This is a genomic window from Methylosinus sp. H3A, assembly GCF_015709455.1.
Lineage (GTDB): Bacteria > Pseudomonadota > Alphaproteobacteria > Rhizobiales > Beijerinckiaceae > Methylosinus.
This window is the reverse complement of record NZ_JADNQW010000005.1, coordinates 976,093-1,001,257: the sequence shown is the minus strand read 5'-3', so window position 1 is coordinate 1,001,257 and position 25,165 is coordinate 976,093. Positions and strand designations below refer to the sequence as shown.

The 25,165-nt window shown below is 66.4% G+C and carries 24 protein-coding genes; 11 read left to right on the top strand and 13 right to left on the bottom strand.

What is annotated here, in order from left to right; genetic code table 11:
- The first annotated feature begins 22 nt into the window (after window positions 1-22).
- From IY145_RS07820 to recR, 4 genes are read left to right on the top strand one after another with little or no spacing between them, the layout of a single operon-like run.
- Entirely contained in the window at window positions 23-379 is a 357-nt protein-coding gene (locus IY145_RS07820) for a GFA family protein (RefSeq protein WP_196407694.1), read from the top strand.
- A 53-nt stretch (window positions 380-432) separates the two neighbouring features.
- Window positions 433-2,241, top strand: a complete 1,809-nt coding sequence (locus IY145_RS07815) for a DNA polymerase III subunit gamma/tau (protein ID WP_196407693.1) — start codon at window positions 433-435, stop codon at window positions 2,239-2,241.
- 26 nt (window positions 2,242-2,267) lie between these two features.
- Complete coding sequence (locus IY145_RS07810; RefSeq protein WP_196407692.1) at window positions 2,268-2,591, top strand: YbaB/EbfC family nucleoid-associated protein; 324 nt, start codon at window positions 2,268-2,270, stop codon at window positions 2,589-2,591.
- Between the two features lie 19 nt (window positions 2,592-2,610).
- Window positions 2,611-3,216 carry a recombination mediator RecR gene (gene recR / locus IY145_RS07805; RefSeq protein ID WP_196407691.1) on the top strand — a complete coding sequence of 202 codons (606 nt, stop codon included), beginning with the start codon at window positions 2,611-2,613 and terminating at the stop codon, window positions 3,214-3,216.
- A gap of 165 nt (window positions 3,217-3,381) precedes the next feature.
- Here recR and IY145_RS07800 read toward each other — a convergent pair whose 3' ends face one another.
- From IY145_RS07800 to IY145_RS07785, 4 genes are all read right to left on the bottom strand, one after another.
- Entirely contained in the window at window positions 3,382-3,834 is a 453-nt protein-coding gene (locus IY145_RS07800) for an ExbD/TolR family protein (protein WP_196407690.1), read from the bottom strand.
- A complete protein-coding gene (locus tag IY145_RS07795; protein WP_196407689.1) occupies window positions 3,815-4,558 on the bottom strand; it encodes a MotA/TolQ/ExbB proton channel family protein in 744 nt (247 codons plus the stop codon). The genes IY145_RS07800 and IY145_RS07795 overlap by 20 nt, the downstream gene beginning before the upstream one ends.
- A gap of 76 nt (window positions 4,559-4,634) precedes the next feature.
- Window positions 4,635-5,360, bottom strand: coding sequence for an energy transducer TonB (locus tag IY145_RS07790; protein WP_196407688.1), 726 nt, complete (start codon window positions 5,358-5,360; stop codon window positions 4,635-4,637).
- A 247-nt stretch (window positions 5,361-5,607) separates the two neighbouring features.
- Window positions 5,608-6,888: a TIGR03862 family flavoprotein gene (locus IY145_RS07785; protein ID WP_312030563.1), complete on the bottom strand. Its 1,281-nt coding sequence runs from the start codon at window positions 6,886-6,888 to the stop codon at window positions 5,608-5,610.
- A gap of 24 nt (window positions 6,889-6,912) precedes the next feature.
- Here IY145_RS07785 and IY145_RS07780 point away from each other — a divergent pair, with 24 nt between their 5' ends.
- The 5 genes from IY145_RS07780 (at window position 6,913) to msrQ (ending at window position 11,246) form a co-directional block, all read left to right on the top strand.
- Window positions 6,913-7,953: an RluA family pseudouridine synthase gene (locus tag IY145_RS07780; protein WP_196407687.1), complete on the top strand. Its 1,041-nt coding sequence runs from the start codon at window positions 6,913-6,915 to the stop codon at window positions 7,951-7,953.
- Window positions 7,954-7,969: 16 nt separating this feature from the next.
- Window positions 7,970-8,389: a DUF2267 domain-containing protein gene (locus tag IY145_RS07775; protein ID WP_196407686.1), complete on the top strand. Its 420-nt coding sequence runs from the start codon at window positions 7,970-7,972 to the stop codon at window positions 8,387-8,389.
- Between the two features lie 281 nt (window positions 8,390-8,670).
- Window positions 8,671-9,561 (top strand): RNA polymerase sigma factor RpoH, encoded by an 891-nt coding sequence (rpoH, locus tag IY145_RS07770; protein ID WP_196407685.1) that lies wholly within the window; start codon window positions 8,671-8,673, stop codon window positions 9,559-9,561.
- A 116-nt stretch (window positions 9,562-9,677) separates the two neighbouring features.
- Window positions 9,678-10,622, top strand: a complete 945-nt coding sequence (msrP, locus tag IY145_RS07765; RefSeq protein WP_196407684.1) for a protein-methionine-sulfoxide reductase catalytic subunit MsrP — start codon at window positions 9,678-9,680, stop codon at window positions 10,620-10,622.
- Complete coding sequence (gene msrQ, locus IY145_RS07760; RefSeq protein ID WP_196407683.1) at window positions 10,623-11,246, top strand: protein-methionine-sulfoxide reductase heme-binding subunit MsrQ; 624 nt, start codon at window positions 10,623-10,625, stop codon at window positions 11,244-11,246.
- Between the two features lie 31 nt (window positions 11,247-11,277).
- Here the strand turns inward: msrQ and IY145_RS07755 are convergent, their stop codons facing one another.
- From IY145_RS07755 to IY145_RS07720, 8 genes are all read right to left on the bottom strand, one after another.
- Window positions 11,278-12,159, bottom strand: a complete 882-nt coding sequence (locus IY145_RS07755) for a 3-hydroxybutyryl-CoA dehydrogenase (RefSeq protein WP_196407682.1) — start codon at window positions 12,157-12,159, stop codon at window positions 11,278-11,280.
- 380 nt (window positions 12,160-12,539) lie between these two features.
- A complete protein-coding gene (locus IY145_RS07750; RefSeq protein ID WP_196407681.1) occupies window positions 12,540-13,484 on the bottom strand; it encodes an electron transfer flavoprotein subunit alpha/FixB family protein in 945 nt (314 codons plus the stop codon).
- Window positions 13,485-14,231, bottom strand: coding sequence for an electron transfer flavoprotein subunit beta/FixA family protein (locus tag IY145_RS07745; protein WP_196407680.1), 747 nt, complete (start codon window positions 14,229-14,231; stop codon window positions 13,485-13,487).
- A 201-nt stretch (window positions 14,232-14,432) separates the two neighbouring features.
- The gene (locus IY145_RS07740; protein ID WP_196407679.1) at window positions 14,433-15,137 is read right to left on the bottom strand and encodes a rhomboid family intramembrane serine protease; all 705 of its coding nucleotides are present in this window, start codon (window positions 15,135-15,137) and stop codon (window positions 14,433-14,435) included.
- 50 nt (window positions 15,138-15,187) lie between these two features.
- Window positions 15,188-16,627 (bottom strand): lipopolysaccharide biosynthesis protein, encoded by a 1,440-nt coding sequence (locus IY145_RS07735; RefSeq protein WP_196407678.1) that lies wholly within the window; start codon window positions 16,625-16,627, stop codon window positions 15,188-15,190.
- 100 nt (window positions 16,628-16,727) lie between these two features.
- Window positions 16,728-19,811 carry an isoleucine--tRNA ligase gene (gene ileS, locus IY145_RS07730; protein ID WP_196407677.1) on the bottom strand — a complete coding sequence of 1,028 codons (3,084 nt, stop codon included), beginning with the start codon at window positions 19,809-19,811 and terminating at the stop codon, window positions 16,728-16,730.
- Between the two features lie 245 nt (window positions 19,812-20,056).
- Window positions 20,057-20,359 (bottom strand): hypothetical protein, encoded by a 303-nt coding sequence (locus tag IY145_RS07725; protein ID WP_196407676.1) that lies wholly within the window; start codon window positions 20,357-20,359, stop codon window positions 20,057-20,059.
- A gap of 145 nt (window positions 20,360-20,504) precedes the next feature.
- On the bottom strand, window positions 20,505-22,778 hold the full coding sequence (locus IY145_RS07720; protein ID WP_196407675.1) for a lytic transglycosylase domain-containing protein: 2,274 nt from the start codon (window positions 22,776-22,778) through the stop codon (window positions 20,505-20,507).
- A 315-nt stretch (window positions 22,779-23,093) separates the two neighbouring features.
- Here IY145_RS07720 and dapA point away from each other — a divergent pair, with 315 nt between their 5' ends.
- Entirely contained in the window at window positions 23,094-23,987 is an 894-nt protein-coding gene (dapA, locus tag IY145_RS07715) for a 4-hydroxy-tetrahydrodipicolinate synthase (protein ID WP_196407674.1), read from the top strand.
- Window positions 23,988-24,009: 22 nt separating this feature from the next.
- Window positions 24,010-24,486 (top strand): SsrA-binding protein SmpB, encoded by a 477-nt coding sequence (gene smpB, locus IY145_RS07710; protein ID WP_196407673.1) that lies wholly within the window; start codon window positions 24,010-24,012, stop codon window positions 24,484-24,486.
- 7 nt (window positions 24,487-24,493) lie between these two features.
- Here the strand turns inward: smpB and IY145_RS07705 are convergent, their stop codons facing one another.
- The gene (locus tag IY145_RS07705; RefSeq protein WP_312030562.1) at window positions 24,494-25,048 is read right to left on the bottom strand and encodes a uracil-DNA glycosylase; all 555 of its coding nucleotides are present in this window, start codon (window positions 25,046-25,048) and stop codon (window positions 24,494-24,496) included.
- Window positions 25,049-25,165: the final 117 nt, after the last annotated feature.

Here is a 25,165-nt window from a genome sequence, read left to right as displayed (position 1 = left end):
GGTTTTGCGGAGAATTTTGCTCATGGGCGATGCGTCGTATCACGGCTCCTGCCAATGTCGGGCGGTGACATTCGAGGCGACGCTGGACCTCGACCACACCATCACATGCAATTGCTCCCGTTGTCAGCGACTGGGCGCCGTCTTGAGCTTTACGCCCGCGGAAAAATTCCACTTGAGTTCGGGCGAGGATGCTCTCGGCGAATATCGTTTCAACAAGAAGATGATCGCTCACCGCTTCTGCAAGATCTGCGGGATCGAGCCCTTCGCCCAGGGCGTGTCGCCGGATGGCGCGCAAATGGTCGCGGTCAACGTCAATTGCCTCGACGGCGTCGATCCGCGCGCGCTGGCGTCGACACACGTCGACGGGAGAAGCGTCTAGATTTTCGCCGCATGGCGGTGGATAAGGCGGTCGCGAGCCTTTAGACTTCCGCCATGGATGACGCGATGTTTCCCGATCCGCAAGCCGCCGGCGCGCCTTCCGCCGCCTATCGCGTGCTGGCGCGCAAATATCGCCCCTCCGGCTTCGCCGATCTCATCGGCCAGGAGCCGATGGTGCGCACGCTCGAGAACGCCTTCGAGCTGAACCGCATCCATCAGGCCTATCTGCTGACCGGCGTGCGCGGCGTCGGCAAGACGACGACCGCCCGCATTCTCGCCCGCGCCTTCAATTACGAGCTTCCCGCGCAGGACGGCCGCCCCGGCGTCGATCGGCCGACCATTCATATGGACGCGCTCGGCGCACATTGTCAGGCGATCATCGATTCGCGCCACCCCGATGTGCTGGAGATGGACGCCGCCTCGCACACCGGCATCGACGACATTCGCGAGATCATCGAGAACGCCCGCTATCGCCCGGTGATGGCGCGCGTCAAAGTCTACATCATCGACGAAGTGCATATGCTCTCCAAGGCCGCCTTCAACGGCCTGCTGAAGACGCTGGAAGAGCCGCCCGAGCATGTGAAATTCATCTTCGCGACGACGGAGATCGACAAGGTTCCCGTCACCGTGCGCTCGCGCTGCCAGCGCTTCGATCTGCGCCGCATAGACGCTGGCCTGCTCGCGGCGCATTTGCGCAAGATCTGCGATCTCGAGGGCGTGACCATAGAGGACGAGGCGCTGGCCATGGTCGCCCGCGCCGCGGAAGGCTCGGCGCGCGACGCGCTGTCGCTGCTCGATCAGGCCATCGCCCATGGCGCCGCTGGCGGCGGCGCGATCGCCGCGCAGGATCTGCGCCTCATGCTCGGCGTGGCCGATAAATCGCGCGTCATCGATCTCTTCGAGGCGGCGATGAAGGGCGAGATCGCCACGGCGCTCGCTCTGCTCCAGGACCAATATGACGGCGGCGCCGACCCGGCGCAGGTGCTGCTGGAGCTCGCCGAATTCACCCATCTCGTCACGCGGCTGAAGCTCGCTCCGGACGCCGGGCAATCCACGGCGCTGACCGAGGAGGAGCGCCGCCGCGGCGCCGCGGCGGCGGGGACGCTGTCCATCTCCGTGCTGACCCGCGCCTGGCAAATCCTGATGAAGGGCGTCGACGAGCTGCGCGGCTCGCCGCGTCCTCTCGCCAGCGCCGATATGGTGCTGGTGCGCCTGACTCACGCCGCCGAAATGCCCTCGCCAGAGGAGGCGCTGCGCAAGCTCGGCTTCGGCCAGGGCGGGGCGCCCCGCCCCACGCCGGGCGCGGCTCCGGCGGCTGCGCCCACCGAGCGACCTCCCGTTGCGCTCGCGCCTGTTCCCCGGGCCGCGCCGTCTATCGGCGCGCCCCGCGCCTCCGCAGCGCCGCGCCGCGAGCCGGAGCCCTCCGCGCCCTCGCCGGGCGTAAAAATCGCCGATTTCCGCGCCCTCGTGGCCCTGGCGAGCGAGAAGCGCGACATACAATTGAAGATCGCGCTCGAATCGGAAGTGCGCCTCGTGCGCTTCGAGCAGGGGCGCATCGAGTTCGAGCTGGCGCCGGGCGGCTCGACGCGGCTTCCGCAGCTCTTGATGCAGAAGCTGCAGGACTGGACCGGGACGCGCTGGCTGGTGGCGCTCGCCTCTGGCGGCGCGCCGACGCTGCGGGAGGAGGCCGAGGCCCGCGCGAGCGAGAAGCGCTCCGGGATCGAGGCCGATCCGCTCGTCGCGAGCATTTTGGCGCGGTTTCCCGGCGCGGAGATCGTCGCCGTGCGCGGCAAGGAGACGGAGCAGGGCGCGGCGCCCGGCGCCGAATTGGCTTATGACGACGAGGAGCCGGACGACGCGTGAGGCGTCGCCGCGCGAGGAGTTAAAACATGCTCGACTTCATGGGACTGATGAAGCAGGCGCAAGCCATGCAATCGAAAATGGCCGAGCTGCAGAGCGAGCTCGACCAGACTGTCGTCGAAGGCGAGGCCGGCGGCGGGCTGGTGAAAGTGACGATGACCGCCAAAGGCGCGCTGCAGCGCGTCGCTATCGATCCGAGCCTGCTGAAGCCGGAAGAGAGCGATATCGTCGAGGATCTGATCGTCACCGCCCATGCGCAGGCCCGCGCCAAGGCGGAGGAGACGCTCGCCGAGAAGATGAAGGAAGTGACCGGCGGGCTGCAATTGCCGCCGGGGCTGAAGCTGCCCTTCTGATCGCTTCGAGCGAACCAAAGTGGCCGAACGCATCGCCGGACCCGAGATCGAGCGCCTCGTGCAATTGCTGGCGCGGCTGCCTGGCCTCGGGCCGCGTTCGGCGCGGCGCGCCGTTCTGCATCTCATCCGCAAGCGCGAGGAGCTGCTGGGCCCGCTCGGCGAGGCCATGCGCGTCGCCCATGAGCGCATTCTCACCTGCAAGACCTGCGGCAATATCGACACCAGCGATCCTTGCGCAATCTGTCGCGACGCGCGCCGCGACGCCGGCATTCTGGTCATCGTCGAGACGGTGGCCGATCTCTGGGCGCTGGAGCGCGCGGGCCTGCTCGCCGCGCGCTACCACGTTCTCGGCGGCGTGCTGTCGCCGCTCGACGGCGTCGGCCCCAATGAGCTCAACATCGCGAATCTGGTGCAGCGCATCGCCGACGGCGGTGTGCGCGAGGCGATCATTGCGGTGAACGCCACTGTCGACGGCCAGACGACGGCGCATTATCTCGCCGACCTTCTGGCGCCTCTTGGCGTCAAGACGACGCGTCTCGCCCATGGCGTGCCCGTCGGCGGCGAGCTCGATTATCTCGACGAAGGCACGCTCGCAGCGGCGCTCGAGCGACGCACAGCGTTCTGAAAAAGCGATTCTGCAAGCTCGCAACTCGCCCGCAAGGAAAAACCGGGTCGCCGGCGCGCCTGGGGAGGTGTTTGCGCCGACGACCCGTAGTCGGGCCAAGTCGAGGATAGAGAAAAGCGGGGAAGCCTAAAAAAGTTCAGGATAAAAAGTCGGCGATCGGGGGCCTTACGGCGCGGGGGCGGATTTCACGCCGCCGGTCGTCGGGGCCTCCGAGACCAGCGCCACTTTGGTGTAGCCGGCCGCATTGATCGCGCCCATGGCCTCGACGACGCGCCCATAGGGCACGGCTTTGTCGGCGCGCACATGGATGCGGCGATCCTTGCTGTTGTCGCTGCCGTCGCTCAGCGCGGCGAGCAATCCGTCGGCCGGAACCTCGCGCTTGTCGACGAAGAACCCACCCCCGGCGTCGACGCTGACGACGATCGGCGGCTTCTGGTCGTTGAGCTGCTTGGCTTGCACCTTGGGCAGATCGACGGGAATGCCGGAGGTCATCAGCGGCGCGGCGACCATGAAGACGATGAGCAGGACGAGCATCACATCGACGAGCGGCGTGACATTGATGTCGGCGATCGGCTGAGAATCGAATTCCGAATCGTGCTTACGCAACGCGAAGGCCATGACGCTCTCCCTTACGCGACAGGTGACGGGACAGCTCGACCTCGAAGACGCCGATGAAGGCGGTCACGCGCTTGCCATAGGCGCCGATGTCGCCGCTGATGCGGTTGTAGAAAATGACGGCCGGAATAGCGGCGACGAGACCGAGCGCCGTCGCGAACAGCGCTTCCGCGATGCCCGGCGCCACCACTGCGAGGCTGGTGTTGTTGGAGGCCGCGATGCCCTGGAACGAATTCATGATGCCCCAGACCGTGCCGAACAGGCCGACGAAGGGCGCGACGGCGCCGATCGTCGCCAGCGCCGGCAGACGCAGCTGGAGCTGATCGAGAGCGGCGGCGCTCGCCAGCACGGAGACGCGATGGATGCGCTCCTGCAGAGCGTCGCGCTGCGACTCGCTGGCGACGAGATCGGAGGAGCGCTGATATTCCTCCACGGCGGCTTTGTAGACCTGCGCCAGCGGATCATTGGCCGGCGCGGAGAGGAAAGCCGGCGCCACTTCCGTCACCGGAAGCTCGTTCTGGACGCTGTCGATGAGCGCATTGGCGCGTCGATGCAGCAGCGACAGGCGAATGAGCTTCTCGGCGATCACGCCCCAACCCCAGGCCGAAGCGAGCAGCAGCAGGACGATGACCGTCTTGACGATCGAATCCGCTTGCAGAAACAGCTCGACCGGTGAGAGGGCGTGGGCGACCGCGGCCGAAGCCGCGCCGATTGCTGGATCACTCATCTTCGTTTTCGTCCTTTGTCGGCGAGAGAGACAGGAAGCGGCGACGCGCGTCGCCGCGATTTTCGTTGAAAGAGGGCTAGAAGACGACGCCGCCGCTGACCGTGAAGAGGCGTCCGATCGCCGGCAGCGATCCGCAGCGCGAGCCGACGCGCGTCGCTATGGCGTCGAGCGTGGGATTGCCGGAGGAGGATACGATGCTGAAGCCGGTCATCCCGCCATTGGCGCTGAATGTCGCGCGATAGGCGACGCGGCCATGCTTGGGAATGGGCGAGTCGGGCGCTGCGTTTCTCGCCGAGCGCTGCATGCAGGACAGAAACTGATTGGCGGCGATGGACTGCTGCGCATTGGCGTTGGTGGAGGCGCTCTGCGCCGGAGCGGCGTCGGTGCGCGCAGCGGCGGCGGGACGCGGCGTCGGATTCTTCTCCACGACCTTGGGAACGGGCTTGGGCGCCGGCGGCTTCGGCGGCTCGATCGGCGCGACCGGCTCGATCGCCTCGGGCGGCGGCGGCGTATCGTCGAGTTCTTCGGGTTGCGGAATCTCTTCCGGCGGCGGCTGGTCGACCGCCGGATTGGGAACGACGACGAGCTCCAGCGGCTCCTCGGCGGGCGTCTCCGTATGCGGCAGGGAGAAATTCACCGCGGCCGTGAGCAGCAGCGCATAGGCGAGCACCGCGGCTGCCCGCACCGGATAATTCGGGCGGCCGCCGTCGGGCAGCAACAGAGATTGGGTGTTGCGGAACTCCCCCGCCGTCGCGATTGTTTCCTGCGCGCCAATGAGCGCCTCTGCAGCCGCAGCCGTCATGGAATGACCCCCTCGTGCGAAACCTTACGCTCTATTAAAGATTATAAACCCTATAGACGCAATAGGTTTAATTGCTACTTTTGTCGAACGGGTGAATTTCGCGTGGAACGTCAGTCCCAAAGGGCGAATGCGCTGCGTCGGACGATGTAAAGGGATTGTCATTCCCGACGCGCATGAAGCGCGCCGGCGTTTTGCGCGATTCCCGGTCAGGCGCAGGGCGCGCCGGGACTGGCCACGCCCGTCCGATTCAGGCGACGCAGCCCGCGAGCCCGAGGCGCCGCGCCGCGCCGCGGGCCGCGACAAAAGCGCTGGAAAAAGCCGCCTGCAGCAAATATCCGCCGGTCGGCGCGTCGAAATCGAGCATCTCGCCGGCGAGGAAGACGCCGGGCAGCTTCTCGATCATCAGATCATCGTCGAGCGCGTCGAAGCGCACGCCGCCGGCGCTCGAGATCGCGCGCTCGAGCCCCGCCGTGGCGACGACGGCGAGCGGCAGATTTTTCACGCGCGAGGCGAGCGCGCCCGGGTCGTCCGGCAAAGGCGCGGAGAGGCGCAGCAGCGCGATCTCCTGTTTCGACAGCCGCAGCGTCTTGCGCAGGAAGGTCGCGAGCGATTGTTTTTCCCGCGGGCGCGCGAGCTTTTGCGCCAGCGCCTCGAGCGGACTGCTCGGACGCAGATCGATATGCAGAGTCGCGACGCCCTCGCTCGCGATTTTGCGCCTGAGGCTCGAAGACAGCGCATAGACGGGACCGCCTTCGAGTCCCGCCCGCGTGACGATGATATCGCCCAAGGCGCGCTCTTCTCCATGACGCAAGGCGATCGTCTTCAGCGGCGCCCCTTCGAAAAGATCGACGAATCCGTCTGGCCAATCGACGATCGCGGCGCAATTGGCGGGCGCGAGCGGCTCGATCCCGACGCCCTTCGCCGCGAGAAGCTCGACCCAGCCGCCATCGGCGCCGAGGCGCGGCCAGGAGGCGCCGCCGAGCGCCAATATCGTCGCCTCGGCGGGACGCGCGCGGCGCTCGCCGCTCGCATCCGCGATCAGCAATTCTCCACTTTCCGAAAAGCCCTCGAAACGACAGCGCGTCTCGATGCGGACCCCATTTGCGGAAAGCCGCGCGAGCAGCGCGCGCAGAAGAGGCGTAGCCTTGAAGCTCTTTGGAAAGACGCGCCCGCTCGAGCCGACGAATGTCTCCTCGCCGAGCGCAGCGCAATAATCGCGCAGGCGCTCGGGTGGAAAAGCGCGAATGACGGGGCCGAGCCGCGCGGCGGCTTCGCCATAGCGGGCGATAAATCTATCGAAGGGCTCGCTATGCGTGATATTGAGGCCGCCCCGCCCGGCCATCAGAAATTTGCGGGCGACGCTCGGCTTGCGCTCATAGACCGTCACGCTCGCGCCCTGGCGCGAGAGGAGGTCCGCGGCGAAGAGGCCGGCCGGCCCGCCGCCGACGATGGCGCAGCTCGGCGAGCGAGGGTCGGGCGGAATGGCGCGGCTCCGATGCGGATCGAGGACAGGCGCGCTGGTTAGCACGTCGAGAGCACGAAAAGGAAATCCATGCGCGAGGGCGCCCCAGAGATCGATAACAGAGAGCCGATCGACGAGGACGAGGAGCTGCTGTTCTCCTTCGAGGTTCCGCCCGAGGCGGCGGGGTCGCGGCTGGACCGTTTCCTCGCCGAGCGGCCGGAGCTCGTCGCCGCGCATCTTTCCCGCACGCGGCTCAAGGCGCTGATCGAGGACGGAAGGCTCGTCATCGGCGCCGCGGCCGTGCGGGACGCCAGCCGTCGCCTCGTCGCGGGCGACCAGGTCGCGCTCGCCGTGCCGCCGCCCGAGCCCGCCGAGCCGCAGGCGGAGAATATTCCGCTGACTGTGGTGTTCGAGGACGCGCATCTGCTCGTCGTCGACAAGCCGGCGGGGCTCGTGGTCCATCCCGCCCATGGCCATGAGACCGGGACGCTGGTGAACGCCCTCATCGCCCATTGCGGCGCCAGCCTCTCCGGCATAGGCGGCGTGAAAAAGCCCGGAATCGTGCATCGCATCGACAAGGACACCTCGGGCCTGCTCGTCGTCGCCAAGACCGACGCCGCGCACAAAGGGCTCTCGCGCCTCTTCGAGGATCACGGCCGCAAGCTGCATCTGGTACGCGAATATCTCGCCTTCGTCTGGGGCGCGCCCGAGCGCCGCCAGGGCGTGATCGAAGCGCCGATCGGCCGCCACTCGACCCAGCGCGAGAAAATGGCCATCGTGCCGCAGGAGCGCGGCCGCGAGGCGGTGACGCATTGGGAGCTGGTCGAGAATTTCGGCCCCGCCTCTCTTGTCGCCTGCCAGCTGGAGACCGGCCGCACGCATCAGATTCGCGTGCATATGGCGCATATCGGCCATCCGCTGATCGGCGACGCGACCTATGGCGCCGGCTTCAAGACCAAGACCGCTCTGCTCTCGCCGGCCGCTCGCGCCGCCGTCGAGGCGCTGGGGCGACAGGCGTTGCACGCCGCGACGCTCGGCTTCGCGCATCCGGTGACGGGTGAGGAATTGCTGTTCGAGAGCGCGCTTCCGGCCGACCTCGCCGCTCTGCGGGAAGCGCTCGGAGGCGACTGAGCGGGGCGGAGAAGCTATGCCCATTCCGATGGACTATCAGCACGCGTCGGAGGAGTTCGAACGCTTCTTGCGACTCGTCGTCGAGCGCTCGGGCCTGACGACGCGCAATCAAGCCTATACGACGGCCCAGAGCGTCCTGCTGACATTCCGCCGCCGCCTCGAGATGCGCGATGCGATCCGCTTCGCCGGCGTGCTTCCTCCCGTGTTGCGGGCGATATTCGTCGCCGATTGGGATACGCAGGAGGAGCCGCGCGCCTTTTCGTCCCACGCGGCTCTGATCGAGGAGGTCAGGTCGCTGCGGCGGGACCATAATTTCTCGCCCGACAGCGCCATCGCCGATGTCGCCTTCGCCCTGCGCGCCTGCGTCGACGGAGCGGAATTCGATCGCCTTCTGGCGACGCTTCCACCCGGAGCCGCGGACTTCTGGCGCGACTGACGATTCAAAGCCGCAGGCGCGTCTCGGGCGAAGATGCTCGACCCTGCTCTAAGAAAAGATCGGCGCGCCGAGGGCGTGACCCCGCGCCGCGGCGCGCTAGTTGAGCGCGAATTCTCGGCCCCTACGCACATTACGGAAATTTAACCCGGCCGTCATTTGGCGCTTAGCGAGAAGCCATCTTTCGGCCATGCTCGGATCGGTCTATATTGAGGCGTTGCGGCCGGCGCTGGCGGCCGTGCATTACGGGCTCGCCGTATTCGGGGGCCCGTCAGGAGGTGAAAATGGCGAACGCCCTGCCTATCGTCTCAGGCGAAAGCGGCCTCGCGCGCTACCTCGCCGAGATCCGCCGGTTCCCCATGCTGGAGCCGCAGGAAGAATATATGCTCGCAAAGCGCTGGCGCGAGCACGAAGACCCGAAAGCCGCGCAAAAGCTCGTTACGTCCCACCTGCGGCTCGTCGCCAAGATCGCCATGGGCTATCGCGGCTATGGACTGCCGATCGGCGAGATCGTGTCCGAAGGCAATGTCGGCCTGATGCAGGCCGTCAAGCGCTTCGAGCCGGACCGCGGCTTTCGGCTGGCCACCTATGCCATGTGGTGGATCCGCGCCTCGATCCAGGAATATATCCTGCGCTCCTGGTCGCTCGTGAAAATGGGCACCACCGCGAGCCAGAAGAAGCTGTTCTTCAACCTCCGCAAGGCCAAGAGCAAGATTTCGGCCTTCGAGGACGGCGATCTGACGCCCGAGCATGTCGAGACGATCGCCACAAGGCTCGGCGTCTCCAAGCAGGACGTCATCGAGATGAACCGCCGCATGGCCGGCGACGCCTCGCTGAACGCGCCGCTGCGCGAGGAGGGCGAAGGCGAATGGCAGGACTGGCTCGTCGACGATTCGGCCGCCGATCAAGAGCATGTGCTCCTGCGTCAGGAGGAGAGCAATAATCGGCTCGACGCTTTGCGCGGCGCGCTGACGGTGCTCAATCCGCGCGAGCGCCGCATCTTCGAGGCGCGCCGCCTCTCCGACGATCCCGTCACGCTCGAGGATTTGTCGGAGGAGTTCGGCGTCTCCCGCGAGCGCGTGCGGCAGATCGAGGTCCGCGCCTTCGAGAAGGTGCAGTCCGCGGTGCGCGCCGGAATTGCGCGGCTCGAGGCGCTGCCTGCGGCCTCGCTCTGACGCGAAAGGCGAGAGCGACGTAACGCTCGCGCGCGGGCGAACGAATAGGAGCGGCCGGCCCGTGCGGAGAGACGCCGGGCCGGCCGCTCTTTCTTTTTGCTCGAGGCCGCGAACCCATGCTGATCCGTCATTCGCCCGATATCGCCCCGTCCGAGATCACGCCACAGGCGGCCTATCTGAGGCGGCGCGAATTTCTGCTGGGCATGGGCATGGGAATAGGCGCGACGGCGTTTGCGGGCGCGGCGCAGGCGAAGCCGCTCGCTTCCGTCAAGAGCCGCTTCTCGACCGACGAGCCGAGGACATCGCGGACGGATGTGCTCGCCTATAATAATTTCTACGAGTTCGGCGGCCGCAAGACCGACCCGGCCGACAACGCCCACACGCTCACCACCTCGCCCTGGAAGGTGACGATCGACGGGCTCGTCGCCAAGCCCGCCGCCTATCGGCTCGAGGATTTGATCGAACCCCACGCGCTCGAGGAGCGCGTCTATCGCATGCGCTGCGTCGAGGGCTGGTCCATGGTCATCCCCTGGATCGGCGTCCCGCTCGCCGAGGCGCTGAAGCGCGCCGAGCCGCTCGGCTCGGCCAAATATGTCGCCTTCGAAACTCTGGTGCGGCCCGAGGAGATGCCCGGCCAGAAGGGCCTGCTTCAGCTCCTGCCTTGGCCCTATGTCGAGGGGCTGCGGCTCGACGAGGCGCTGCATCCGCTCACCATTCTCGCCGTCGGCCTCTATGGCGAGACTCTGCCCAATCAGAATGGCGCGCCGCTGCGGCTCGTGGTTCCGTGGAAATATGGCTTCAAGGGAATCAAATCGATCGTGCGAATCTCGCTCGTCGAGACGCAGCCCAAGACCTCCTGGAACATTCAAAATCCGCGCGAATACGGCTTCTATTCCAACGTCAATCCGAACGTCGACCATCCGCGCTGGAGCCAGGCCACGGAGCGCCGCATCGGCGAGGGCGGGCTCTTCGCCAAAAGGCGCCCGACGCTGATGTACAATGGCTATGCGGATCAGGTCGCCTCGCTCTATGGCGGCATGGACCTCGAGCGGTATTTTTAAATGCGCGCCGCCTCCGCCCGCGCGCGCCTCTGGCGCATTCCGAAGCTCGCGGTCTATGTCGCCGGCCTCGTCCCCGCCGTCTGGACCTTTTCTCTCGGCGTCATGGATCGGCTGGGGCCGGAGCCGATCAAGGCGCTGGAGCAGGAGCTCGGGCTCTGGTCGCTGCGCTTTCTGCTGCTGTGCCTCTTGGTCTCACCGCTGCGCCGCGGCGCAGGCGTCGATCTCTTGCGCTATCGCCGGGCGCTGGGGCTGCTCGCCTTCTATTATGCGGCGCTGCACCTTGCGGCCTATGTCGCGCTGGACCATGGCTTCGACTGGCCGGCCATAGGCCGCGACATTTTGAAGCGGCCCTATGTGACGATCGGCATGGCGGCTTTCGTCATACTCGTCCCGCTGGCCGTGACCTCCAACAACGCCGCGATTCGTCGGCTCGGGGCCAAGGCCTGGGCGCGGCTGCATCGCCTCGTCTATGTCGCCGCCATATTGGCGGCCGTGCATTTTCTGCTGATCGTGAAATCCTGGCCGGCGGAGCCTCTGCTCTACGCCGCCGCGACAGCGGCGTTGCTGGCGGTGCGGGCTTTTCCTGCCATGTTGCGCCGCGCGCGGCCCGCGCCGGCGTCCTGATCGAACAGGCGCCGCCTCTCGCCGATTGCTCTCAGCGCGTCGGGACGGGCGTGCCGCTGCGATAGTCGTAGAAGCCGCGCTGCGTCTTGCGGCCGAGCCAGCCGGCCTCGACATATTTCACCAGCAGCGGGCAGGGGCGGTATTTCGAATCGGCGAGCCCCTCGTGCAGTACCTGCATCACCGAGAGGCAGACGTCGAGGCCGATGAAATCGGCGAGCTGCAGCGGGCCCATCGGATGATTGGCGCCGAGCTTCATCGCCGTGTCGATCGCCTCCACCGAGCCCACGCCTTCATAGAGCGTGTAGATCGCCTCGTTGATCATCGGCAGCAGGATGCGATTGACGATGAAGGCCGGGAAATCCTCCGACACCGTCACCGTCTTGCCGAGCTCTCCGATGAACTGCTTGGCCGCCTCGAAAGTCTTGTCCTCGGTGGCGATGCCGCGAATCACCTCGACGAGCTGCATTTTCGGCACCGGATTCATGAAATGAATGCCGATGAACTGCTCCGGCCGCCCCGTCACCGCGGCGAGGCGGGTGATGGAGATGGAGGAGGTGTTGGTGCCGATGAAGGCGCCCGGCCGCAGCTTGGGGCCGAGCTCGGTGAGGATGCCGCGCTTGACCTCCTCATTCTCGGTGGCGGCCTCGATCACGAGGTCGCTGTCCGCGAAAGCGGCGTAATCCTTGGCGGGATGGATGCGGGCGACGGCGGCCTTACAGGCCTCCTCGTCGATCTGGCCGCGCTCCACCGCCTTGGAGAGATGCGTCGCTATATCGTCCAGGCCGGCGGCGATGCGGCTCTCCGACAGGTCGTTGAGCGCCACGTCGAAACCCGCGACCGCGCAGACCTGAGCGATGCCCTTGCCCATCTGCCCGGCGCCGACAATGCCGATCTTGCGAATTTCAGAGCCCATCTTTCGAACACCACCAGCGAGAAGCGGAGCGCTTCCAATTCAGTATAGCGCGCGTTCGGCCTTTGTGAAAACCGGCGTTTTGCACCGCAGCGAAACCACGCTTCGATACCCCCCAATGCCGTCATGGCCGGGCTTGTCCCGGCCATCCACGCCAAGCGGCGGAGACATCATTCGAAAACGCCCGCGAACTGCGGATTTCTCGATTTTCGCGCTTGCGCGCCTCGTCGCGGAGCGAGGTTATGAAGACTGTCGCCGCGACTGTGGCGCCACGCGCAATTCTGCAACAATCAGCAGCGCTCAGGCGTGGATGGCCGGGACAAGCCCGGCCATGACGGCTTTGTGGTTCCCTCGGCAAGGGGGCGCGAAAGCCGAGCCATGCCTCAGCGGCCGGCCTTGGCCAGCTCGACGTCGAGCTCCTTCAAGGTCGGGAAGAGATCCGCCACGAGGCCGTAATCGGCCACCTGGAAGATCGGCGCCTCCTCGTCCTTGTTGATCGCCACAATGACCTTGGAGTCCTTCATGCCAGCGAGATGCTGGATCGCGCCGGAAATGCCGACGGCGACATAGAGGTCCGGCGCCACCACTTTGCCGGTCTGGCCGACCTGCAGATCGTTGGGGGCGTAGCCGGCGTCGACCGCCGCGCGCGAGGCGCCGATCGCCGCGCCGAGGCGGGTCGCCACGGGCTCGATATATTCCTTGAAATTCTCCGAGCTCGCGAGGCCGCGGCCGCCCGAGACGATGATCTTGGCCGCCGTCAGCTCCGGCCGCTCCGACTTGGCCAGCGCCTCGCTCTTGAAGCTCGACACCGCAGGATCGGAGCCCGCGCCGATCGCCTCGATCGCCGCCGAGCCGCCCTCGCCCGTCGCCGTGAAGGAGGCGGTGCGCACGGTGATGACCTTTTTGGCGTCCTTGGAGCGCACGGTCTGTATGGCGTTGCCGGCGTAGATCGGCCGCTCGAACGTATCGGCGGAGACCACCTTGATGATGTCCGACACCTGCGCCACGTCGAGCAGAGCGGCGACGCGCGGCAGCACATTCTTCGAGTTGGAGGTCGAAGGCGCGAGAATGGCGTCATAAGCGCCGGCGAGGCCGACGATCAGCGCCGCCAGCGGCTCGGCCAGATGATGGCCATAGGCCGCGCCGTCGGCGACGAGCACCTTCTCGACGCCAGAGAGCTTGGCCGCGGCCTCGGCCGCCGGGCCGATATTCTCGCCGGCGACGAGAATATGGACGCCGCCGCCGATCTGCAGCGCCGCCGTCAGCGCCTTGGCGGTGGAGGGGGCGAGCGCGGACTCTGTGACTTCCGCGACGATGAGCGCCGTCATTTACAGAACTCCCGCAGTCTTGAGCTTTTCCAGCAATTCGGGGACGGAGCCGACCTTTATGCCGGCCTTGCGCGCCGGCGGCTCGGCCGTCTTCAGCACTTCCAGGCGCGGCGTGATGTCGACGCCGTAATCGGCCGGGGTCTTGGCCGCGACCTCTTTCTTCTTCGCCTTGATGATGTTGGGCAGGCTGGCGTAGCGCGGCTCGTTGAGGCGCAGATCGGTCGTCACCACGGCCGGCAGCTTCAGCGTCACCGTCTGCAATCCGCCATCGACCTCACGGGTCACATCCACGGAGCCGTCGGCGATCTCCACCTTGGAGGCGAAAGTGCCCTGGCCCCAGCCGAGCAGGGCGGCGAGCATCTGGCCGGTCTGATTGCTGTCGTCGTCGATCGCCTGCTTGCCGAGAATGACGAGGCCGGGCGCTTCCTCGGCGACGATCTTGGCGAGAATCTTGGCGACCGCCAGCGGCTCGACCAGCTCGTCGGTCTTCACGTGAATGCCGCGGTCGGCGCCGATCGCCAAGCCGGCGCGCAGAGTTTCGTCCGCCTTGGCCGGGCCGATGGTGACGAGCACGACTTCCGTCGCCTTGCCGGCCTCTTTCAGGCGAATGGCCTCCTCGACGGCGATCTCGTCGAAAGGATTCATCGAAAATTTCACATTGGCGACGTCGACGCCCGAACCGTCCGGCTTGACCCTGATCTTGACGTTATAGTCGACCACCCGTTTCACGGGCACGAGAACCTTCATCGCGCAACTCCCGGCGAGATTGACCTTCGTCTCGATTGTTTCGAAAAATCGCGCCCTGTGGCCGAATGGCCCCGATCGGCTTTTTCGAGCGCCGCGTCGAGAACGAATTAGCGCCGCGCGGCGCGAGGCCTGCGCGGAATGCTCGGAAGCCGCTCTGGTAGCGTCGGCTCGCCGCCCTGTCAAACCCTCGGCGCCGCGCTTTCAACCCCAGGGCCCCTCGAAGCGCCGCGGGCCGAACCAGCGCACGTCGCGCCGCTTGAACAGCGGCGTCAGCACCAGACCGGCCAGAATGCCGCCGATATGCGCCCACCAGCCGACCTGTCCCTGGTCGTCGGTCAAGGCGTTGAACAGCTGAAAGAGAATCCATGTGCCGACGAAGAGCGAGGCCGGCGCATGGATCGGGATGATCCCGGCGACGAGGCCGAAGATCGTCGAGCGCGGATAGAGCAGGATGAAGGCGGCGCAAACGCCCGATATCGCTCCCGAGGCGCCGACCAGCGGCGTGATGGTGAATGGCGCGCCGAGCGCGAACAGCAGCGCCGCCGAGACGCCGCAGAGCAGATAGAACAGCAGATAGCGGATCGACCCCATGGCGTCCTCGACATTGTCGCCGAAGACATAGAGAAAGATCATATTGCCCGCGAGATGGCCGAGCCCGGAATGAAAGAACAGGCTCGTCAGCAGCGTCCAGCCGGGGCCCGGCGTCACGATCCAGGGGGCGAGCTCGGCCCGGCCGAACAGCACCGCAGGTATGAGGCCGAAACCGCGCACGACGGTGAGCGGATCGCCGAAGGATTCGCTGAACACGGCGACGAAGACGACGATATTGATCGCCATGAGCGACCAATTGACATAGGGCCGCCGCACATATTTGAGCGGCGCGTCGTCGTGAAGCGGCAGCACCATCTCGAATCGTCTCCCCCTGCCGCCCGTTTCGCTCGGCCTCGCGGCAGGAACTATAGCGCGGCCCGAGCTCTGGCCAATATGGGGCCCGCCCAGGAGACGGCGAGGCCGCGCAGCCCGGCGATGTCCAGCGCGAGGACCGCCGCGCAATAGACGGCGCCCCCGACCCCTATCTGCAGCAGCAGAGTGAGAATTCCCGGCGAGAGGCCGCCCAGCGGACGCAGCGCCAGAACCATCGCCCCCGTCGCGGCCAGCGCGCCGAGCATGTCGCGCCCGCGCGGCCATTGCGGCGAGGTGCGCGCCGCAAAAAGGACGAGCGCCCCCAGCGCCGCCAGATACGCGCCGCATTGGGCGAGCGCCAGGCTCGAGGCGTCCGCGCCGCGCGGCAGCAGCAGAGCGAAGCAGAGGCCCGCGACCACGGCGACGGAGGCCGCGCCGATGAGCGGCGCGGTCTTCTTCTGGAGCTGGAACACCGGATTGACGGCGAATTGGATGAGGCCCATGGCGAAGAGGCCGGGCAGCAGCAGATCGAGATAATGGCCGAACGGCCCGCGGAACTGCGCCGGCACGATCAGCTCCTCGATCGAGGGCATGGTCAGCCAGATTCCGGCGCAGGCGGGCAGCAGAAAGGCGGCGACGATCGTCATATTGCGGGCGATCTGCTCCTTGCCCTTCTCCGCGCCGTGCCGCTCATGGGCGGCGACGGCGATCTGGAACAGCAGGACATCCAGCGCGGAGCCCAGCGCATATATGGCGCGAATGCCGAGATCATAGGCGAGCGAGAACTGCCCCGTCTCGGCGAAGCCGTAATAGGCGGTGACGAGCGCCCGCGCCGCCAGCGGAACGGATTGATAGAGCATGTTCGCCGCGACGATCGGCGCGCTATAGGCGACGAGCGTGCGCGCCGTCGCCATGCGCGCGCCATGCGGCGAGGCGCCGGGATCGGCGAGGGAGGCGCGCGCGGTGAAGACGGCGCCGAGGAGGCTGGCGAGACTGCCGGCGATCGCCATTCCCGCCGAATGGAAGATAAAAGCGCCGCCGCCGGTGAGCAGCAGCGCCAGAATATTCTTGGCGAGCACGACGCGGCTATAGCTCTTGTCCTCGAAACGCGCGCGCAGCAGCGCGGTCGAATAGTCGAAGAGCCCGTTGATCGCCGCCGTCGCCAACGCCAGAGCGATGAGCGTATCGCCGAGCGCGAAAGGCGGCGCGACATAGAGAAACAGCCCGCCGCAGAGGACGAGCGCCGCCGCCGTCACGAGATAGGCGAAATCCAGCGTCGAGCGAATGGCCGGCTCCGCCTCGCGCACGCGCGTCGAATAAAAGCGCGTCGCCGAGAGGCGCATCCAATCGAAGGCGCCCGTCTGAATGACGACGCCGATCGCGAAGGCGAGCGCGAAGCGGCCATATTCCTCGGGGCCCAGGAATTTCGCCACCAGCAGGCCGATGAGGAAATTCGCCACCGTATTGGCGAGGAAGGCGGCGAGAACCTTCAATTTTTCGACCTCTCCCTCTCGGCGCGCGACACCTTCTCCCACGAGTGGGAGAAGGAGCGCGCACGTAGATAGAGGTTAACGAACAGGGACGAAGAAACCCTTACGCCGGCCATTTGCCCGCCGCCGTCAGCTCCCGCAGCGCCTGCGCGTCGCGGGGGGTGACGCCGGGGAAATCCGCCTGCGCCGTGGCGGGATCGAAATATCTCCAGGAGCGCGCGCATTTGACGCCCTCCGCCCGCCGCGGAACCACGGCCACGCCGGCGACTTCGGCGAGGCGGAAGGCCTCCGAAGGGCCTTCGTCGGACCGCACCGCAATATCCGACACGATGCAGATTTCAGCGAAGTCGACACCCTCCAGCGCCGCGCGCAGATCGGCGTCGGTCACATGGACCAGCGGCGCGGCCTCCAGCGAGGAGCCGATGCGCTTTTGCGCGCGCTCGATCTCCAGCGCCCCCGTCACCACGGAGCGGATCGCGCGCAGCTTCTCCCATTTCGCCGCGAGCGCTTCGTCGCGCCAGGCGGCCGGCAAATCGGGGAAGGTCTCGAGATGCACGGAAACGGCGTCGGCGTAGCGCGACAGCCACGATTCCTCCGCCGTGAAAGCGAGAATGGGCGCGAGCCACAAAGTCACCGCGCGGAAGACTTCCTCCACCACGGTCAGCGCCGCCTTGCGCTTCACGCTCGACGGCGGATCGCAATAGAGCGCGTCCTTGCGAATGTCGAAATAGAAGGCCGAGAGATCGCTGGTGAGGAAAGGCGTCAGCAGAGCGACGACCTTCTTGTAATCGAACTCCGCATAGGCTTCGCCGACCTCCTCGCCGAGTTGCGACAGCCGATGCAGCACGAGCCGCTCGAGCTCCGGCAGATCGGCATAAGCGATCTTCTCCTCCGCGCGATAATGCGCGAGCGTGCCGAGCATCCAGCGGATGGTGTTGCGCAACTTGCGGTAATTATCGGTGACGCTCTTGAGGATTTCCGGCCCGATGCGCTGATCGTCGCTGTAATCGACGCTCGCCACCCACAGGCGCAATATATCGGCGCCGGCGTCGGCGATGACCTTTTGCGGCGCGACGACATTGCCTTTCGACTTCGACATTTTATGGCCATGCTCGTCGAGCGTGAAGCCATGCGTCAGCACGATGTCGTAAGGCGCGCGGCCGCGCGTGCCGCAGGATTCCAAGAGCGAGGAATGGAACCAGCCGCGATGCTGATCCGAGCCCTCGAGATAGAGCACCTCGTCGGCGCCGCCATCGCGCTTGCGTTTGATCCCAGCGAGGCCGGGGAAATGCACCGGGTCTTCCAGCGTGAAGGAATGCGTCGAGCCCGAGTCGAACCACACGTCGAGAACATCGTCGATCTTCTCGTAATCGGCGGGGTCGTATTCGGGCGCGAGGAAACGCTTCGCCGCGCCTTCCTCATACCAGGCGTCGGCGCCCTCCTTCTCGAAGGCTTCCACGATGCGTGCGTTCACGCGCGCATCGACGAGAATGTCGTGGCCGCCCTTCTTCACGAAGACAGCGATCGGCACGCCCCAGGCGCGCTGGCGCGAGACCACCCAATCGGGACGATTGGCGATCATGCCGCGGATGCGATTCTCGCCCGCCGCGGGAACCCATTGCGTGCGCGAGATTTCATCGAGCGCGATATCGCGGAGCGTGGGCGCATTCCCGCCACCCCCCTCATCCTTCGAGACGGCGCTTCGCGCCTCCTCAGGGTGAGGGTTCGACTGCGTGAATTTCTTGTCGAGCGCGATGAACCATTGCGGCGTGTTGCGGAAGATGACCGGCTTCTTCGACCGCCATGAATGCGGATATTGATGCTTCAGCCGCCCGCGCGCGACGAGATTTCCCGCCGCGATCAGCGCCTGAATCACCGCCTCATTGGCGTCGCCCTTGTCGCCCTTCTCGGTCAGCACGCGCTTGCCGGGGAAGCCCGGCGCTTCATCGGTATAGAAGCCGTCGGCGTCGACCGTATAGGGAATGCGCGTGTCGATGCCGCGCTCGGCGAGCATGCGCCCGCTCGCCATCCAAATATCGAAGTCCTCGCGGCCGTGGCCGGGCGCGGTGTGGACGAAGCCCGTTCCGGTGTCGTCGGTGACGTGGTCGCCGTCGAGCAGGGGCACCGTGAAATCGTAGCCGGTCAACTTATCGGCCAGAGGATGCCGGCACGAAGCAGTCGCTAGTGTCTCAGCGTCTACCGAGGCGATACGCTCGCCCTCGACTCGGGCTGCCTTAAAGACTTCAGGCGCCAATTTATCGGCGAGGACAAAAGTGTCGCCGAGTCCGGTCCAGTTATCGGCTGGAGCCTGAGTTACTCGGTACAGACCATACGAGATTTTTCGGGAAAACGAGATCGCGCGGTTGCCAGGCAACGTCCAAGGGGTCGTTGTCCAGATGACAACTCTTGCCTTGTTAAACGCCAGCAGCGTCTCATCGGAAGGTAATTCGCCGAACGAAGCGTAGCTGGCATGCTTCCACGGAAACGCCACGAACACTGTGTCGCTGACATGGTCCTCATACTCCACCTCCGCCTCCGCGAGCGCGGTCTTCTCGACCACGCTCCACATCACCGGCTTCGATCCGCGATAGAGCAGCCCATTCTCTGCGAATTTCATCAGCTCGCGGGCGATGTGCGCCTCGGCCGGGAAATTCATCGTGGCGTAGGGATTGGCCCAATCGCCCGTCACGCCCAGCCGCTTGAACTCCTCGCGCTGCACGGAGAGCCAATGCCCCGCATAGGCGCGGCACTCCTGGCGGAAGGCGACGATGGCGGTCGGATCGGCGAAATCGGGCTTCTTCTTGCCCTTGGAGCGGTAATTCTCCTCCTCGATCTTCCATTCGATCGGCAGGCCGTGGCAGTCCCAGCCGGGGACGTAATTGGAATCCTTGCCGCTCATCTGGCGGCTGCGGGTGACCAGATCCTTGAGGATTTTATTCAGCGCATGGCCGATGTGGATGTTGCCATTGGCGTAGGGCGGGCCGTCATGCAGCACGAATTTCGGCCGGCCCTTCGCGGTCTCGCGCAGCTTGGCGTAGAGGCCGATCTTCTCCCAGCGCGCGAGGATTTCCGGCTCGCGCTGCGGCAGGCCGGCGCGCATCGGAAAATCCGTCTGCGGCAGATAGAGGCTCTTGGAGAAATCGGGGCCTTTGTCGTCTCGGCCTTTATCTTGAGTTTTCTCGTTCATCTCGTCGGAAACCATTGCGGTCGCGTCGGCGCCTCGGATAGGCGGAGCGCGAAACTCGAGGGGAAACAGGCGGAAGGGGCGCCAAACGAGGCGCGAGAACCCGGTCGCCGCGCGAACCTGTCAGGCTCGAGCGCGGGCCGGGCAAATAATTCGAATGCTGCGGCGCAGGACCATGGCCCTATCTACCAGCGCCGGCCGCCTCCGCAAAGCCCGGAATCTGGACGCCGAGCGCGGCCGATCCGCCGTCAGGGAATGCGGCGGAAGGGATTGCCCGCGGCGCCGGTCAGATAGGCGATCGCGCCGATCACCAGCGCGACGGGCAGCAGCACCAGAAAAGCGCTGGCGAAGAAGATGAGGCCCATCGCCAGCGCCACCGCGCCGGCGAGCGCCAGCAGAGCGCTGCCGAAAGGCCCGAGCTTTATGACCTTCACGCCCTCGGTCCCGCCGATCCAAATACGCGTGCGTGCGCGGAGCCGCTCGCCGCCTTTGGGCTCGGGCGGGAGGATTTCGATCTCGGCCGGTCTGTCGGTTTCGTGCTTCTGCGACACGGGACGCTCCAGTGTTTGGAGGCTTCGATATAGGGGCTCGGTTCGCTCGCGCCAATGAAGGGAGAAACGAAATCGCCGCCGCAAAAAGGCCTCGGGCCCGAAGATCGAGCCGCGTCACCCCAGCGTAGCGAAGCGATGACGCAGCTCAATTGGCCGCGTGCATCCGCCACAGATCGCCCTGCGGCGCGCGCGTCTCGCGGTCGCCGAAGCGGGCGCGATAGACGGTCAGATTCTCGATCACGCGCTGCACATAATTGCGCGTCTCGCTGATCGGAATGCGCTCCACCCAATCGATGGGATCGGTCTCCGTCTTGCGCGGATCGCCATAGGCGTCGATCCACTCCTTCACCCTTTTGCCGCCGGCGTTATAGGCGGCGAAGGCGAGGATATAGGAGCCCTTGTGCTCGTCGAGCAGCATGCCGAGATGCGCCGCGCCGAGCCGCGCATTGAAGGCCGGCTCGTCGAGCATGCGCTTCAGATCGAAGCCGACGACGCCCGTTTGCTGCGCGGTGTGACGCGCGGTGGAGGCGATCATCTGCATCAGCCCCATGGCGCCGGCGCTGGAGACGGCCTTGGGATCGAAGGCGCTCTCCTGCCGCGCTATGGCGTAGACGATCGCCCGCGAGGCCGAACGCGGCAGCGCCGCGAAAGACGGAATGCCGAAAGAAGGAAAAGCCGCATCGTCTATGGCGATGCCGCGATAGGAGGCGAGCTTGCCGAGCGTCAGGGAAATCTTCGCCTCGCGCCGGCGCTGCGCCACCTCGGCCAAAGCGGAGAGCTGCGCCTCGCCGACCAGAGTCCTGGCGGCGTCGGCGGCGAGCTGGCCGGCGAGCTCCTTCTCGCCTGCGGCGAAATAGAGTTCGACCGCGCGCACCGATTCGTCGCGGGCGTCGCCGCGGGCGGGCTCGGGCGTCGGGCGCAAAGGCGAATCGAAGGCGCCGAGACGAGCGCGCGCGAGCTGGCCGTAGAAGGTCGTCGATTGCAGCGCGGCGTTCTCGTAAGACGCGCGCGCCGCCTCGGCCGCGCCAGCGGCCTCTCTGGCGCGGGCGAGCCAATAGGCCCCGCGGGATTTCTGGATCGGCGTCTCGGCAACGCGGGCGATCTCCTCGAAATGCCGTTGCGCCTTGGCGGGATCGTTCAGGAAACGCAGGGCGATCCAGCCCGCGTGGAATTCGGCCTCGACGCGATAGGAGAGCGAGCGCGCCGAATGCTGTGCGCAGAGCTCATAGGCCTCTCCGAATTGCCCGAGATCCATGAGCTTGCGCGAGATGAGCCGCCGCTCGACCCACCAGGCGTCGCCATCGACGACGAGGCGCGGATCGCGCGGCGCCGTGCGCAGCAGCGCCGCGGCCTCGACCAGCTTCTTTTGATGGCGCAGCATGTGAATGCGCGCGAATATGAGGCCGGGATCCTTCTGCGCTTCGGCCGGCAGGGCGGAGAATGTTTTTTCCGAGGCGCTCTCATTTATCGCCAGCGCGCGGGCGCGGGCGAGATCGAGCGTATCCTTGCCGGCATGGGCGGCGATGCGCAGCGCCGGGCCGATCTTCTCCGCATAGAGCAGCCGGTCGGCGCGATATTTGTGGTCGGCGACGTCGAGATAGTCGGAGAACTCCTTCTTTGCCGCCTGCTCCAGCTGCTCGTTGAAATCATCCTCGCGCCACATGGGCTTGATCAGCGCCGCGACCTCGAGCGGCTCGCCGCGGCGCACCATGACGCGGGCGAGCGCCAGCCTGCCGGCCGGCGTCTTGGGCGGCCGCTCGGCGAAATAATCGACGATCAGCCGGTCGGGATGCTTGTCCCCATAGAGCGCCTCCTCGACGCGCTGGCGCAGCCAGGCGGCCGCCGGCCAATCGGGATGCTCGGCGAGGAATTTCGACAGCCGCGCGAATCCGGCCTCGCGCGGATGCTGGCGCAGCCCGGCCCATTGCGCGGCGGCGCGCGCGAGTGGCGCCTCGACGCCGGCGAGCGCCAGATCGCCGCCGGCGAAATCGTTGGATTTATAGGCCGCGAGCGCGCGGCCGAACGCCTCTTGATCCGGGCCGAGCAGAACCGCCGCTTCGGGCGGCTGCGGCTCCCGCGCGTCGAAATCGAGCCCGCCATCGGCCGGGGCGTAGGAGAGCAGCTTGGAGGCGGCGTCGCCCGCCGCCGGCCGGCGCAGCATGGTCGCCGCGCGCGGGTCGGGCGGCGCGGCGCCGGGACCGACAAAATCATGCAGCGCCTCGCGCGCCGAATCGCGCGGCCGCCAGGGCTCCTGCGGCGAAGAGCGCTCCTGCGGCGAAGAGGCGGCGGCCGGAGACGACGGATCGTCGCTTTCGCGGTCGGGAATGCGGCGCTGCGTGGTCGGATAGAGAGCCGCCGCCACGCCCAGGGCGGCGACGAGAAGAACGAGGCGCGCGGCGCCCCTCTGGCGATTCGTCATCAGCCTCACGCTCCCGGACACACAACGTAATCCAGCCTGCGGTCATTTCGTTGCAGAACTGTCAACCAAATCGATAAGCCGCGGGATTTTCGAATTTTCTTCTCCGCGTCGACCCGTCGCTCGAGCTATTCGGCGATTCCGCTCGCAGGGAGGTCGCGAACCCTTTTCACCTAAACGCCCAGAGGCTATGACAGGCGCCAAGCTCCGAAGCGGATCGGCCGCCGCGAGGGAAAGGCCGAAAAATTCTCCGTACCAGTCCCAGTCAGTAAGCGCGGCGATTACGGCGCCCGCGTGGCGCAGCGAAAGCGACGGCATATGAACGACAAGGCAGTCTTTAGAGGATCCTACACCGCTCTGGTCACGCCTTTCGCCGATGGCGCGGTCGACTACGCAGCGCTGCGCGCGCTCGTCGACTGGCAGATCGAGAGCGGGACGCATGGCCTGGTTCCCGTAGGCACGACGGGCGAGAGCCCGACTTTGAGCCACGAAGAACATCGCGCCGTCGTCGAGACCGTGATCCGCCAGGCCGCCGGCCGCGTCCCCGTCATCGCCGGAGCCGGCTCCAACAATACGCGCGAGGCGGTCGACCTCGCCCGCCATGCGCAGGAGGCGGGCGCCGACGGCGTGCTCGTCGTCACGCCCTATTACAACAAGCCGAATCAGGAAGGCCTCTACCGCCATTTCGAGGCGGTGGCGAAGGCGATCTCCATTCCGATCATCGTCTACAATATCCCGCCGCGCTCGGTGGTCGACATGAGCGTCGCCACACTCGCCCGGCTCGCCGAGCTGAAGACCATCGTGGGCGTCAAGGACGCGACCGGCAATGTCGGCCGCATTCTGCAGCAGCGCGCCGCCATCGGGCCGGACTTCGTGCAATTCTCCGGCGACGACATACTGGCGCTGGCGAGTGTCGCCGTCGGCGCGATCGGCGTCATCTCCGTCGTCTCCAATGTCGCGCCGAGGCTCTGCGCCGATCTGCAGACCGCAGCGCTCGCCGGAGACTTCAAGACGGCGCTGGCGCTGCAGGACCGCCTCACCGCGCTGCAGCAGGCGATCTTCCTCGAGGCCGGCGTGACCGGGGCCAAATATGGCCTCTCGCTGCTCGGCCGCGCGGGGGAAGAGGTGCGCCTGCCGCTCGTGCCCTCCTCAGAGCCGACGAAGGAGGCGATTCGCGGCGCCCTCGTCTCGGCGGGCGTGCTGGACGCCTGAGCCGAACGCAGGATCGCAAGCCGTGGCCGAGAAAGAAAAGCCCAATTTCAAGGTCGTCGCCGACAATCGGCGCGCGCGCTACGATTATGAGATCGGCGAGACCTTCGAGGCCGGCCTGTCGCTGACGGGAACGGAGGTGAAATCGCTGCGCACCGGCAAGGCGACGATCGCCGAGAGCTACGCCCATGTCGACCGCAAGGGCGAGGCCTGGCTCGTCAACGCCACTATTCCCGAATATCTGTCCGGCAATCGCTTCAATCACGAGCCCAAAAGGCTGCGCAAGCTGCTGTTGAAGCAGCGCGAACTGGCCAAGCTGGCGCAGGGTGTGGAGCGCGAGGGCATGACCATCGTGCCGATGAAGCTCTATTTCAACGAGCGCGGCCGCGCCAAGCTGCAGATCGCGCTGGGGCGCGGCAAGAAGCTGCACGACAAGCGCGAGGTGGAGAAGAAGCGCGATTGGGGCCGTGAGAAGAGTCGCCTGCTGCGCGACCGCGGCTGAGCAGAGATCAGCTTTCGTTCAAAATTTCCCGCGCCCGCGCGAAGATCGCGCGAAACATCTGCGGCGTCAGCGCGCCCGTATTGGTGTTGAGCCGCGAGCAATGATAGCTGTCGATAAGGATAATAGGCGTCTTTGTAGTATTGGAGACGATCTCATGCTCGCGCCCATGGGCGAAGGGGAATCCGCCGGGCTTCAGCGATAGGCCGCGCAGCACGCCCTCATGGGCGATGCGGCCGAGCGCGACGATGAGTCGCGGCTGTTTCAGGCGGCGGAGCGTCGCGACGAAGAAGGGGCGGCAGGCCGAAAGCTCGGCCGGGAGCGGCTTGTTGCCGGGCGGGACGCAGCGCAGGACATTGGTAATACGGCAATCGCGAAGGGCGACGCCGTCGTTGGCGCGGGAGTCATAGACGCCGCTCGAAAAGCCGAATTCCGTGAGGGTGACGTAGAGGAGACGGCCGGCGTCGTCGCCGGTGAAAGGGCGGCCGGTGCGATTGGCGCCCATGCGCCCGGGCGCGAGGCCAACCACCAGAAGACGCGCGTCGAGCGGACCGAAATCGGCCACTGGCGCATTATGCCAATCGGGATGCCTCTCCCTCAGCTCACGCCGATAAACGACGAGGCGCGGACAGAGCGGGCAGTCGTGGCCCGGCTCGTCCGCGCATTCAGCTGGCTTCGAAGG

Coding starts and splice junctions, on each gene's coding strand:
- IY145_RS07820 (WP_196407694.1), top strand. CDS start 23: ATGGGCGATGCGTCGTATCACGGCTCCTGCCAATGTCGGGCGGTGACA.
- IY145_RS07815 (WP_196407693.1), top strand. CDS start 433: ATGGATGACGCGATGTTTCCCGATCCGCAAGCCGCCGGCGCGCCTTCC.
- IY145_RS07810 (WP_196407692.1), top strand. CDS start 2,268: ATGCTCGACTTCATGGGACTGATGAAGCAGGCGCAAGCCATGCAATCG.
- IY145_RS07800 (WP_196407690.1), bottom strand. CDS start 3,834: ATGGCCTTCGCGTTGCGTAAGCACGATTCGGAATTCGATTCTCAGCCG.
- IY145_RS07795 (WP_196407689.1), bottom strand. CDS start 4,558: ATGAGTGATCCAGCAATCGGCGCGGCTTCGGCCGCGGTCGCCCACGCC.
- IY145_RS07790 (WP_196407688.1), bottom strand. CDS start 5,360: ATGACGGCTGCGGCTGCAGAGGCGCTCATTGGCGCGCAGGAAACAATC.
- IY145_RS07780 (WP_196407687.1), top strand. CDS start 6,913: ATGCGCGAGGGCGCCCCAGAGATCGATAACAGAGAGCCGATCGACGAG.
- IY145_RS07775 (WP_196407686.1), top strand. CDS start 7,970: ATGCCCATTCCGATGGACTATCAGCACGCGTCGGAGGAGTTCGAACGC.
- rpoH (WP_196407685.1), top strand. CDS start 8,671: ATGGCGAACGCCCTGCCTATCGTCTCAGGCGAAAGCGGCCTCGCGCGC.
- msrP (WP_196407684.1), top strand. CDS start 9,678: ATGCTGATCCGTCATTCGCCCGATATCGCCCCGTCCGAGATCACGCCA.
- msrQ (WP_196407683.1), top strand. CDS start 10,623: ATGCGCGCCGCCTCCGCCCGCGCGCGCCTCTGGCGCATTCCGAAGCTC.
- IY145_RS07755 (WP_196407682.1), bottom strand. CDS start 12,159: ATGGGCTCTGAAATTCGCAAGATCGGCATTGTCGGCGCCGGGCAGATG.
- IY145_RS07750 (WP_196407681.1), bottom strand. CDS start 13,484: ATGACGGCGCTCATCGTCGCGGAAGTCACAGAGTCCGCGCTCGCCCCC.
- IY145_RS07745 (WP_196407680.1), bottom strand. CDS start 14,231: ATGAAGGTTCTCGTGCCCGTGAAACGGGTGGTCGACTATAACGTCAAG.
- IY145_RS07740 (WP_196407679.1), bottom strand. CDS start 15,137: ATGGTGCTGCCGCTTCACGACGACGCGCCGCTCAAATATGTGCGGCGG.
- ileS (WP_196407677.1), bottom strand. CDS start 19,811: ATGAACGAGAAAACTCAAGATAAAGGCCGAGACGACAAAGGCCCCGAT.
- IY145_RS07720 (WP_196407675.1), bottom strand. CDS start 22,778: ATGACGAATCGCCAGAGGGGCGCCGCGCGCCTCGTTCTTCTCGTCGCC.
- dapA (WP_196407674.1), top strand. CDS start 23,094: ATGAACGACAAGGCAGTCTTTAGAGGATCCTACACCGCTCTGGTCACG.